Origin of the sequence: Azorhizobium sp. AG788 (assembly GCF_943371865.1) — a bacterium.
GTDB lineage: Bacteria > Pseudomonadota > Alphaproteobacteria > Rhizobiales > Xanthobacteraceae > Azorhizobium.
On record NZ_CALRWL010000002.1, the window covers coordinates 305,752 to 317,216 of the forward strand.

The following is an 11,465-nucleotide window of genomic DNA, read 5'->3' on the forward strand; positions in this document are numbered from 1 at the left end:
GTCCTGCTCCTATGACGGCGGGCGGCGTGGGAAATTTAGGGGGGCGGTCGATTCATTTCGCAAAGACACGGGGGGCAGAGGGGTAAATCGGCGCCCGGCTCGTCCGTCATCTGAGGTGAGACCCCCGCGCATTTGCGGGGCGAATGGCCTCTTGCAGGAGCATCAGCGCACATGAGCCGGTCAGACCCTTCCCCGGAGCGCGGCATCGCGCAGCCCGCCTTCCTGTCGTTCCAGGCTGCGGGCCTGCCCCTGGCCACCCGTGTGGCGTCCGATGGGCTGGTCGTGAGCGCGGGCCAGACCGTCCTCGCCACCCTGGGGCTGACCCGTGACGGGCCGGCCGCGACCCTCACCTTGAATTTGTCGGGCGTCGAGGCGGCGGAAGATGTCATCGTGGCGGCCTGCGAGGCGCTGTTCGGCACCCATCCGGACCTGGCCTCTGCCGACCTTCGGCTGGAGGGCGCCGCCGGCTTGGCGGAGCGGTTGCTGGCCACCGGCATCGCCTTTGCGGACGAGAGCGGTTTGCGGGTGGCGCCGGACTTGATCTGGCAGCAGCCGCGGCCCTGGCTGGCGGGCGGCGGCGGGGCCTATCCGCAGCGCCTGATGCTGCGCGAGGGCGTCCGCCACCCGCTCCGGGCACCCATGCGCGAGGGCCTGCTCTATGCCCGCTTCATTCCCTGGCTCGGCCGCACGATCTCGTTCCACACCGCCGATCCGGATCTGCACCTGGAGCCGTTCCATCGCTGGATGAACGACCCACGGGTGGCGGACATCTGGGAGGAGACCGGGGACCGCGCCCAGCACCGCGCCTATCTGGAGGAGCGCCGCGCCGATCCCCACGCCGTGCCGGTGATCGGCTGCTTCGATGATGTCCCGTTCGGCTATTTCGAACTCTATTGGGCCAAGGAAAATCGGCTTGGGCCGCATTATGAGGCGCAGGACTATGACCGCGGCTGGCATGTGCTGGTGGGCGAGGATGCGTTCCGCGGCAAGGCGTGGCTGACCGCCTGGCTGCCGTCGCTGATGCATTTCATGTTCCTGGACGATCCGCGCACCCAGCGCATCGTCGGCGAGCCGAAGGCGACCCATACCCAGCAGATCCGCAATCTGGATCGCTCCGGCTTCGCCAAGGTGAAGCATGTGGATTTCGCCCACAAGCGGGCGCTGCTGGTGATGCTGCTGCGGGAGCGCTTCTTCGGCGATCGCCTGTGGCAGCCGGCGGCCGACAGCGTCGTGCCGGTCCGCCTCGTCCATGACGACACCCCGCATCTCCCCGAGGGACCCGCGCGCAGCAGCCTCGCCCAGATGGCTTCGGCGTGAGCGGCCGGTCCGTGGACGGGACGGCAGAGGTGGGTGAGGGATTTGCCGCGCCGCAGGATCTGGCCGATCCAAAGCTCAAGCGTCTCATCCTGCGGCTTGCCGTCCCCTCTATGGCGGGCCTGTGCATCACCGCCTTGCACCATGTGGCCAATGCCGGCTTTGTCGGCCTGCTGGGGCCGGAGGCCCTGGCGGCGGTGAGCGTGGCCATACCGGTGTTTGCGCTGGTGGCGGCGTTCGGCCATGGGCTCGGCGTCGGCACGGCGGCCACGGTGGGCCGGCTGCTGGGCGCGGGAGCGGCGGGGGACGCGGACCGCGCGGCCACCACCGCGCTCGGCCTGTCGGTGGGGCTCGGCCTGGTGGCCAGCGTCATCCTCCTGGTGTGGCAGGACCAGGTGCTGGCGCTGTTCGGGGCCACCATCGGCATGATGCCCCTGGCGCGGGACTATGTGGGCCTGCTGGCCTTCTCCTGCGTCCTGTTGCTGCTCCAGATCACCTGCGATTTCATCACCATCGCCGAAGGCAACAGCCGGTTCAGCATGTGGACGCTGCTGGGCGGGTTCTCGCTCAATATCGCCCTGGATCCGCTGCTGATCTTCAGCTTCGATCTGGGCATCAAGGGCGCCGCCTGGGCCACCATCGTGTCGCAACTGGCGGCTCTGGCCGCGTATGCGGCCTATTTCGGCTATCGCTGGGGCCGGGTGCGGGTGCGCCCATCGGTGCTGACTTTGGATTGGCGCATCTTGCGGCCCATGCTGGCGGTGGGCGGGCCGGTGACCTTGAGCAGCGGGCTCTCGGCCACCGCCTTCGCGCTGGTCTTCGGCACCGCCTCGGCGCACGGCGGCGATGCGGCGGTGGCCGGCATCGGCATCGCCTTGCGTCTGCTCACCCTGGGCATGCTGCCGGTGACCGGTTTCTGCCTGGGGGCGCAGGCGGTGCTGAGCTTTGCCTATGGCGCCGGCGACCTGAGGCGGGTGCGGGCGGCGACGCTGTTCATGCTGCGCGGGGCGCTCGGCTTCACCTTGGTCTATTCGCTGGCCATGGCGCTGTGCGCCGGGCCGGTGGTGGGGCTGTTCACCCAGGACAGCGCGACGGCGGGGATCGCGCGCGGCGCGCTGATCCTGTTCCACATCGGCTTTGCCGGTGCCGGGTTCCAATATGTGCTGCTGGTGCTGCTCCAGGCCATGGGCAAGGCCACCCTTGCTGGGGCCATCGGGCTGGCGCCGCAGGGCTATCTGCTCATTCCGCTGCTGCTGGTGCTGTCCCAGCGCTTCGGCCTCACCGGCGTGGCGATGGCTCCGGCCATCGCCATCGGCCTCACCGCCCTCTTGTCCGCCGTTGTGCTGGCGCGAGAACTGGCCGCGCTGAAGCGGCAGGGCCACGCCACGCCACCGTTTCCACCGCGCGCCGATCCGGCGGTCGCTGATGCAAGAGGTCCTGCATGAACAAGCCGTTCAATCCTGAGACGCAACCGGGGCTCGAACGCGAGATCCCGCCCGGCGAGGCCTCTTTCTATGGCGCGGCGGTGCCGCCGATCTTCCAGACCTCGCTGTTCACCTTCGAGACCTATGAGGACATGGCGGCGGTCTATGCCGGGCGCTCGCACCAGCTGATCTATTCCCGCGGCGACAACCCCACCGTGATGGCGTTCGAGCAGGCGGTGGCGGATCTGGAAGGCGCGCAGGCCGGGCGGGCCTTTTCCAGCGGCATGGGCGCCATCAGTGCCACGGTGCTGGCGCTGGTCTCCGCCGGGGACCGCATCGTCACTGTGCGCAACGTCTATAGCGATGCCTACCGCCTGTTCGAGCTGATGCTGTCCCGGTTCGGCGTTACCGTCGATTATGTGGACGGGACCGATGCGGCGGCGGTGGAGGCGGCCCTGCCGGGGGCCAAGCTGCTGTATCTGGAAAGTCCCACCTCGCTGCTGTTCGAACTCCAGGACCTGGTCAGCCTGGCCCGCGCCGCCCGCGCCCATGGGGTCATCACCGCCATCGACAATTCCTGGGCGACGCCGCTCTATCAAACCCCCATCGCCCACGGCATCGACCTGGTGATCCATGCGGCCTCCAAATATCTCGGCGGCCATAGCGACACGGTGGCCGGCGTGGTGGTGGGCTCAACGGAGCTGATCGGGCGCATCAATGCCCAGGCCTATGCCTATCTCGGCGCCAAGCTGTCGCCGTTCGAGGCCTGGCTGCTGCTGCGGGGCCTCAAGACCTTGCCGCTGCGCATGCCGCGCCATATGGCCAGCGGGCTGGCCGTCGCCGCGCGCCTGTCCGCCCATCCCGAGGTGGAGCGGGTGCTGCATCCCGCCTTCTCCACCCATCCCGGCAAGGCGACGCTGGCGGGCTATGGCGGACTGTTCTCGTTCGAGGTCACGGAGGCTATCGACGTGCCGGCGTTCGTGAATGCCTTGCGGCTCATCCGCATCGGCGTGAGCTGGGGCGGGCCGGAGAGCCTGGTGGTGCCGGCCCTGGCCCCGCTCCAACTGCAGAAGGCCAATTGCTTCACCCGCTTCGGCATCAGTCCCCGCCTCATCCGTCTCAATGTGGGCATCGAGGAGGTGGAGCTGATCTGGGCCGACATCGCCCAGGCGCTGGCGTGCGCCCGCCGCTGATCATCTGCCCATCAGGCGGCGCCTGAGACTTCCAGCATCTTGTTCCGCCGCGGCGCCACAGGCCGCGGCGGGGCGGCGATGGGGCGCGCCGGTGCGGCGACCGGGGGCACGATCCGCAGGCTGGCTCGTGGGCTCTCGCTCGCGGGGCGCGGCGGCGCGGCGAGGAGGGCGTCGAGTTGCGCCCGGCAATGGTCCTGGGCGCGGCGGATCATGAAATGCACCAGCGTCGGCGACACGCCGAGGGCGGCGGCGATGTCCTTTTGCGGCATGTCGTGCAGCCGGTTCAGCACGAAGGCGAGCCGGGTGCGGGCCGGCAGCGTGGCCAGGGCCCTGTGCACGCACTGCAGCGCCTGTCGGGCTTCCAGCGCCTGATGGGGATTGTCCAGCGGCGCGGCCAGGTCCTCGGCATTGAGCATGGGAGCGGCGTGGCGCTGTTCCAGTTCGCACCGGCGCAGGCGATCGATGGCCAGGTTCCGCACCATGCAGCAGGAGAAACGCAGGGGAGAGTCCAACTCCGGCGGCGCCATCTGGCAGGCCTTCAGCGCCGCATCCTGCACCACGTCCTCCGCCTGCTGGCGGCAGGACAGGATGCGGTTTGCCACCGACACCAGGGTGGCCCGATGGCAGATCATCGTGCGCAGCAGATCGTTCGCTGCCGCGCGTGCTCGCTTCGTCGACATCGCCATGCTCCGCAGTGATCGCGAGGAAGGGCCAGCCCGCGGCCCGGTGGCCGTCAGCCCCGCATGGGTCCCGCCTCGGCCGGGGCGCGCCGCGCCGTGGGTTCGGGGGAATGGGGGCGTGGGGCCAGAAGTGACAGGATGCGGGCCATCGCCATCTCCAGCGGACCGGCGCCGAACCGTGCGCTCCAGGTCGCCGCCAGCATGGCAAGGACCAGGAACAGCAGCACGGAGAAGGCGAACACCCATTGCAGGCTGACGTGTCCGTACAGCCCGGCGCCATAGCCGCAGAACAGCAGGCTGCCGACGAGGCCTTGCAGCATATAGAGGGACATGGACATGCGCCCGCTGGCGGCAAAGAAGTCGCGCAGGCCCGCCCAGCGGGGCCGGGAGAACAGGGCCATCAGGCCGACGAACAGCACGAAGCTGAGCAGCGGCGCGAACACCGGGCGCAACACCAGGGTGACGAGGAAGGCATTGCCGCCGGCCCAGTCCGAGGGCGCCAGGCAGAGCGCGCCATAGACGAGGTTGCCCGCCAGCGCCGGCCAGACCAGACCGCGCGCGATAGCCTCCAACGCGCCGTCGCCAGTAGCCAGGACCACGTCCTTGCGGCGGAAGGCGACGATGCCGAGGCAGAAGGCGCTTGCGGTCATGGGCCACAGCATCGGAATGCTCATCTGGGAGAAGGTGAACCAGTCCTGCATGCGCTGCTGCGCGATCGCCAGAACGCCGCCGTCACGGAACAAGGTGATGCGCGCCGCCTCGCTCAGGCCGGGCTCCGGGGTGGCCGTGGCCACATAGAGGCCGAACAATGCATGGTCGAGGATGGCGAGCGCCCACAACAGCCCCGCCACGGTCAACAGGGTGCGGGTGCTCCAGCGCAACGCCGGCAGCATGACCAGGCCGAGGATGGCATAGGGCAGCAGGATGTCGGCCTCGAACACGAAGATGGCGTTCAGCACCCCGAGCACGGCCAGGACCGCCATGCGCATCACGAACTTGCGCCGGCCCGCGCTGGCGATCTGGCCGGCGGCGCCCATGCCGAACAGAAAGGCGAAGATCAAGATGAACTTGTTCTCGAACAGGGCCTGGATCAGATAGGCGGACACGGTGCCCAGGTGCAGCGTATCCGCCTGCCGCCACCACCCCCCGGCAAAGCCGTAGGGCATGGCGAAGAACGGCAGATTGACCACCAATATGCCCATGAGCGCCAGACCGCGCAGGGCATCGATCCGGGCATCGCGTCGGCGCGCGCTGGGCGCCGACGCGGCAGAGATCCGCTGATCTTCACTCATGCCGCTTCCCCGTGGCTTGGTCTCACCAGCGATACTTGAGTGTTCCCAGGACCGTGCGTCCCTGGCCCAAATAGCAAAGTCCGGCATTGCAGACTTCCGGCATGACATCGGCGATATTGGTCGCGTTCACCGCCGCGCTGAGGCCGGCAAGTTTCGGGTTCATTTTGCCGAAGTCATAACGCAACGCCGCATCGACCATGGTGTAGGCGCTGTTGGTGATGGTGTTGGTGTTGTTGCCGTAGGTCTCGCCCGTATAGCGCACGCCGAGGCCGGCGCTGACGCCCTGGAAAGGACCGGGCTGCACGGTGTAGTTCAGCCACAGCGAGGCCATGTTGCTCGGCGTGACCGAGGGCACGCGACCGATCTCCGCCGCGGTGGCCGAGTTGATGATCTCGGCATCCGAATAAGTATAAGCGGCGATGGCTTCCAGCCCGTCCACCAGCCGGAAGCGGCCTTCCACTTCCACGCCCGTGGTCGAGATTTCGCCGATGGACTGATAGTAGGACAGGCCCGAAACCGCATTGTAGCCGGCGTATTTCGAGGCGTTGGTTTCGTCGAGCTTGTAGAGCGACACCGTCACCAGGATGCGATCTCCGGCCGGCTGATACTTGAGGCCGACTTCGATCTGCTTGCCCTCCGACGGCGGCAGGACGCTGCCGTTCTGGCTGAGATTGCTGGTGGGCAGGAAGGAGGTGGAATAGCTGACATAAGGCGCGAGCCCGTTGTCGAACAGATAGAGCAGGCCGGCGCTGTAGGTGAAGGCGTTGTCGTCGCGGTCGCCGGTGATGGTGTTGGTGATCGCGTTGGTCTGGGTGCGGCTGGTCCAATCCTGCCGGCCGCTCAACGACAGGCGCCAGTTGCCGATCTTCATCTGATCCTGGGCATAGAGGCCGAGCTGGTCGAACTCCGTGCCGATCCGGCTGGTCACGGCGGGCGTGGCCCCGTTGATCCCGTAATAGGGCGCCAGAATGTTCAGGGCATAGGCGGCGTTGGCGGCGCTGGTGCCGGTGCCGAGATTGTCGGTGAATGTGCCGTAGTCGAGGCCGAACAGCACGGTGTGCGCCACGCTGCCGGTGGCGAAATTGGCCTGGAGCTGGTTGTCCACCTGGAACGAGGACAGGCTCTCGTCAATGACCGCGGCGCCGCGGCGATAGATGGTGGAGCTGGAATTGGCAAAGCCGCCGCCGGTGGCGCTGCCGGTCAGATAGCGCCCGTCCACGTCGGCCGTGCCGTAGCGCAGGTTCTGGCGCACCTGCCACATCTCGTTGAACGTATGCTCAAATTTGTAGCCGATCTGGAACTGGGTCTGCTTCTGGTAGTCGTAGGTGGGGTCCGAGGCGCGCAGGGTGGTGACATGCCCGGCGCGATTGATCATCGCCACATTGGCGTCGGTCTCGTCCTTCTGGGCCAGGGCGATGAGCGTGAACGAGGTGTCCTCGTTGCGCCAGGTGAAGGACGGCGCCAGCATCAGGGCGTCGTCGGCGATGTTGTAATTGGTCTCGCCGGTCTTGCCGACGCCGACGATGCGGTAGAGGAAATTCTTGTTGGTATCGCCCGGGCCGCCGATGTCGAAATCGGCTTCCAAATGTCCGAAGGTGCCGACCTGACCGACAACTTCGCGGATCTGCATGCTCGTCGGCAGCTTGGAGATGCGGTCGATGATGCCGCCCGGCGTGCTCTGGCCGTAGAGCACCGCCGCCGGCCCCTTCACCACGTCGATGCGCTCAAGGCCATAGGGTTCGGTGGCGAAGGTGGTGTAGGCGCCGGCGAACTGGCGCAGGCCATCACGATAATCGCCCAGCGTGGTCTCGGCGAAGCCGCGGATATAGATCTGGTCGAAGCGCGGATCATAGCCGAACGCGCCGGTGGTAACGCCGGCGGTATATTGCACCGCCTGCGGCACGCTCTGCACCGCGCGGTCCTCCATCTCCTTTTGCGTCACCACGGAGATGGAGCGGGGCGTCTCGATCAGCGGCGTGCTGGTCTTGGTGCCGGCATCGCTGCGGGTGGCGATATAGCCGAAGGTGCCGTCGCCCTGGACATCGATGGGATCCAGCGCGATGGCGCCGTCGGAGGCGCCGCTGGCCACCGGGACGATATCGGTGGCCCGGCGGATGGCAACGGTGGTCGCGCCGGTGAAATTGGAAGTCAGGCCGGTGCCGGCCAGCAGCCGCGCCAGAGCCTGATCCGGCCCCAGGACGCCGCTGATGCCATTGGTGCGCAGGTTGCGCACCACCTCGCTGGAATAGAGCACCTTGAAGCCGGTGGCGTCCGCCCATTGGGTGAGCGCCGGCCCCAGGGGGCCGGCGGGGATCGCAAAGGCCACGCCAGCCCGATTGGCGGCAGCGGCCGGCCGAGCCGGCGCGGTCTGCGCGAAGGCGGGCGCGGGCAGGTGCAGGCATGCCACGGCGGTTGAAGCCAGGAGAAGCGCGTTGCGCCAGGATGTCACCCGGCCATGCCGTCCGGATGGCTGCTGCGACTGATGCCGTCCCCGGCGCTGCTGGCTCTTGTCCTTGCCCGACATCGTCACCTGGACGTTCCTCCCCGCTGTCACCAACCGGCGCTGTGTGCGCCACTCGATGGGGAAGACGACCGAAGGTGCGGATACGACAGCCGCGGCCGAAACACTGGAGGCGTTCTTATCTGCGCGGCTGGAACGGCTCCAGGGGGCGGGCCGGATCGCGCCGGATCACGGTCAGCAGCGGCAGCCGGTCCACCTTCACCGGCAGCGCCTCGGCCAGGGCATCCAGCAGCGCATCGGTATCGCCGGTCTCGAACATGCCGCTCACCGGCAGGTGCCGCAGCGCCGCATCGACGATGATGATCTTTCCGCTCCGATAGCGCTCCACTTCCGCCATCACCTGGTCGAGGGGGCGGCTATCAAGCAGCATCAGGCCCCGACGCCACGAGGTGCGGGTGCGCACGTCGGTCGGGTGCGGGGGGGCGAGGCCCGTTGCCGGGGCATAGCTGACCTCGTTGCCGGCCTGAACATCCACGCTGGCGCCGTCGGTTTCATTGGGATAGGCGACGCGCACGGTGTGCTCGGTCACCACCACCTTGACCCGGTTGTCCTCCTGGCCGACCGCGAAGGCGGTGCCGAGGGCGCGGGCGGTGCCGCCCGCGGCCTCCACCAGGAACGGCCGGGCGGGGTCCGGCGCCACGGTGACGAAGATCCGCCCGCCGAACAGGGTGAGGCGGCGTTGGCCGGCGGTGAAATGAATGTCGAGACTGGTGGCCGCGTCCAGCTCCAGCCGCGAGCCATCCGCCAGCGTCAGGGTGCGCCGCTCGCCCACCGCGGTCCGCTCATCGGGAAAGTATGAGGCCGGCGGTCCGAACAGGCCGGCGGCGAAGCCGCCCGTCGCCGCCACCAGCAGCAGCACCGAAAGCAGCTTCACCGCGGTCGCCTTGGCGCTGCGCTTGCGGCCGAGGGCCGAGCCGAGGCCGTGCCAGAGGTGCTCGGCGGTGTCGGCGGCCTGTCGGCGCGCCGCGCTTTCGGCCTTCCAGTCCTGGAACGCGGCCCAGTCCTGCTCCGTCTGCGCCCCGGAATGCAGATAGACCAGCCATTCCAGTGCCTCTTCCGTCAACGGATCAAGCGGCGCGTCGAGCCGGTCTGGTGCTTCGGGAGGAGATGGTCTGACGGTCATGGGTTCGTTGCGCTGATTCGTGCCCTCGCATGGAAAGACGACGGCCGGGCTCAGAACGATACCAAAAATCGCGCGCGGGCCGGGCCTGAGCTGAATAAATGTTCAGCCGTGCAGTTCGGCGAGGCTGTTCACGCAGCGGCGCAGCGCGGTGATGATGTATTTGGACACCATGCTGGGGGACACCTCCAGCCGCTGCGCGATCTGCGCGTGGGTGAGGCCCTCGATGCGGTTCAGCAACAGCGCGGCGCGGCATTTGGCGGGCAGGGCATCCAGGGTCCGCTTCACCTGGAGAAAGTCCTCGCGGGATTCCAGCAGGCGGTCGGCGGTGGGGGCGGGATCGACCAGATGCTCGGACATGTCCTCCAGATTTGCGTGGAAGCCACGGCGGCGATCGCGCCGCGCCACGTCGATCATCAGATTGCTGACGATCCGCAGCAGGAAGAAGCGCGAACTGGCCGAACTGGGCGCGTCCTGCTGATGGAAATCGGAGGCGATGTAGCGCACGAAGGCGTCCTGCACCACGTCCGCCGCCGCCTCGCGGTCTCCCAGCCTGCGGTAGGCGAAGCGATTCAGCTCCTGATAGTACAGGCGGAAAATGGCATCCAGATCGGATGCGGCCGCTGCCTGCTCGGAACCGATGCTTGTCATGCCGGCCTGCCGGTCTGCGACGAGCACACAGGCTCGTCAGGTGTGGTGCTGGCCTGGCAGCGGCCTCAGGCCATCGCGCCAAGGTCAACAATGTTGCATAACGCACCAAAAATTTACTTGCAAACGCAATGATTTATATTGGCTCCAAAGTATAGCGGCGAGGGTGGGCAAGTCATTGACATCGCCGCGCTCTTTCTCCGCGGGGCGCGGCGTGTTTCCGTGCGCGCGGGCGGGGCGTGCAAGCGGGGGCGAGCGCCGCAGGGGAAACGGCGCCGTCGCGGCTCAACGCACGAAGCTGATGGGCTGTCCGGTTTCGGGATGGGGCATCACCCCCATGGGGATGCCGTAGATGGCCTCCAGTTCCGGCGCCGTCATGATCACCTCGGGGGCGCCGCGGGCGATCAGGCGCCCGCCGTGCAGGGCGATGATCTCGTCGCAGAAGCGCGCCGCCATGTTGACGTCGTGCAGCACCACCACCACCCCGAGGCCCCGTTCGGCCGAGAGCCGCTGGACCAGGGACAGCACTTCCATCTGGTGCGCCACGTCGAGGGCGGAAATCGGCTCGTCCAGCAGCAGGCAGTCCGCATCCTGCGCCACCAGCATGGCCAGCCACACCCGCTGGCGCTCGCCGCCGGACAGGGTGTCGACGAGGCGGTCGGCGAACAGCTCCACATCGGTGAGGGCCATGGCCTCGGCCACCTTGTCGCGGTCCACCTGCCCGAAGCGGCCGAGGGCGCCGTGCCAGGGATAGCGGCCCAGCGCCACCAGTTCCTTGACCAGCATGCCGGCGGCCGGCGGCGTCTGCTGCGGCAGGTAGGCCACCTTGCGGGCGAAGGGCCGGTCGCCCCAATCCTTGAGCGCCTTGCCCTCGAAACGGATCTCGCCGGAGGTGGCCGGTTGCTGGCGCGACAGCAATTTGAGCAAGGTGGATTTGCCGGACCCATTATGTCCGATCAGCCCGACCACGCGCCGCGCGGGGAGATCAAGCGTGAGCGGCTCCAGCAGCACCCGCCCGGGAATGGCGAAGCTCACGGCGTCCAGCGCGAACATCGAGACCGCACCGGCGGCGTGCGGGGCGGGTGCGGCGCTGGTGCATTCGAGGGCAGCAAACATCAGGGGCTCCGAAATGTGCGTCGGGAGATCGGACCGCGTGCGGTCCTGCGGGAGAACCCACCGGATCGGACCGTCCGAGGCCGGGCGCTTGACGGACGTCTCCCTGCGCCTGACGGTCCGCGCGACCATATCCGCACCATGACGTCCTTGGCCATGG

The 11,465-nt window shown here is 68.0% G+C and carries 9 protein-coding genes; 3 read left to right on the plus strand and 6 right to left on the minus strand.

The genetic code is table 11. The features are described 5' to 3' along the window. Positions 1-171: 171 nt before the first annotated feature. The 3 genes from AAG816_RS02770 to AAG816_RS02780 are packed head-to-tail and all read left to right on the plus strand — an operon-like array spanning position 172 to position 3,931. Entirely contained in the window at positions 172-1,317 is a 1,146-nt protein-coding gene (locus AAG816_RS02770; protein WP_341987912.1) for a GNAT family N-acetyltransferase, read from the plus strand. After that, entirely contained in the window at positions 1,314-2,759 is a 1,446-nt protein-coding gene (locus tag AAG816_RS02775; RefSeq protein ID WP_341987914.1) for an MATE family efflux transporter, read from the plus strand. Before AAG816_RS02770 ends, AAG816_RS02775 begins: the two co-directional genes overlap by 4 nt. Continuing rightward, positions 2,756-3,931 (plus strand): PLP-dependent transferase, encoded by a 1,176-nt coding sequence (locus AAG816_RS02780; RefSeq protein WP_341987916.1) that lies wholly within the window; start codon positions 2,756-2,758, stop codon positions 3,929-3,931. The genes AAG816_RS02775 and AAG816_RS02780 overlap by 4 nt, the downstream gene beginning before the upstream one ends. Positions 3,932-3,942: 11 nt before the next feature. On the opposite strand, the gene AAG816_RS02785 is transcribed toward AAG816_RS02780, so the two are convergent. From AAG816_RS02785 to AAG816_RS02810, 6 genes are all read right to left on the minus strand, one after another. Beyond that, entirely contained in the window at positions 3,943-4,611 is a 669-nt protein-coding gene (locus AAG816_RS02785) for a sigma-70 family RNA polymerase sigma factor (RefSeq protein WP_341987918.1), read from the minus strand. A gap of 53 nt (positions 4,612-4,664) precedes the next feature. Further along, positions 4,665-5,903, minus strand: a complete 1,239-nt coding sequence (locus AAG816_RS02790) for a DUF418 domain-containing protein (protein ID WP_341987919.1) — start codon at positions 5,901-5,903, stop codon at positions 4,665-4,667. A gap of 22 nt (positions 5,904-5,925) precedes the next feature. Beyond that, positions 5,926-8,427: a TonB-dependent siderophore receptor gene (locus AAG816_RS02795; RefSeq protein WP_341987984.1), complete on the minus strand. Its 2,502-nt coding sequence runs from the start codon at positions 8,425-8,427 to the stop codon at positions 5,926-5,928. Positions 8,428-8,542: 115 nt separating this feature from the next. Then, the gene (locus AAG816_RS02800; RefSeq protein WP_341987921.1) at positions 8,543-9,547 is read right to left on the minus strand and encodes a FecR domain-containing protein; all 1,005 of its coding nucleotides are present in this window, start codon (positions 9,545-9,547) and stop codon (positions 8,543-8,545) included. A gap of 102 nt (positions 9,548-9,649) precedes the next feature. Continuing rightward, positions 9,650-10,195 carry a sigma-70 family RNA polymerase sigma factor gene (locus AAG816_RS02805; protein WP_341987922.1) on the minus strand — a complete coding sequence of 182 codons (546 nt, stop codon included), beginning with the start codon at positions 10,193-10,195 and terminating at the stop codon, positions 9,650-9,652. A gap of 282 nt (positions 10,196-10,477) precedes the next feature. Next, complete coding sequence (locus AAG816_RS02810; protein ID WP_341987985.1) at positions 10,478-11,245, minus strand: ATP-binding cassette domain-containing protein; 768 nt, start codon at positions 11,243-11,245, stop codon at positions 10,478-10,480. Between the last annotated feature and the right edge of the window lie 220 nt (positions 11,246-11,465).

Excerpts from the sequence above, each read along its gene's own strand:
- AAG816_RS02805 (WP_341987922.1), bottom strand. The coding sequence starts at position 10,195 with ATGACAAGCATCGGTTCCGAGCAGGCAGCGGCCGCATCCGATCTGGAT.
- AAG816_RS02800 (WP_341987921.1), bottom strand. The coding sequence starts at position 9,547 with ATGACCGTCAGACCATCTCCTCCCGAAGCACCAGACCGGCTCGACGCG.
- AAG816_RS02790 (WP_341987919.1), bottom strand. The coding sequence starts at position 5,903 with ATGAGTGAAGATCAGCGGATCTCTGCCGCGTCGGCGCCCAGCGCGCGC.
- AAG816_RS02770 (WP_341987912.1), top strand. The coding sequence starts at position 172 with ATGAGCCGGTCAGACCCTTCCCCGGAGCGCGGCATCGCGCAGCCCGCC.
- AAG816_RS02795 (WP_341987984.1), bottom strand. The coding sequence starts at position 8,427 with ATGTCGGGCAAGGACAAGAGCCAGCAGCGCCGGGGACGGCATCAGTCG.
- AAG816_RS02785 (WP_341987918.1), bottom strand. The coding sequence starts at position 4,611 with ATGTCGACGAAGCGAGCACGCGCGGCAGCGAACGATCTGCTGCGCACG.
- AAG816_RS02810 (WP_341987985.1), bottom strand. The coding sequence starts at position 11,245 with ATGTTCGCGCTGGACGCCGTGAGCTTCGCCATTCCCGGGCGGGTGCTG.
- AAG816_RS02780 (WP_341987916.1), top strand. The coding sequence starts at position 2,756 with ATGAACAAGCCGTTCAATCCTGAGACGCAACCGGGGCTCGAACGCGAG.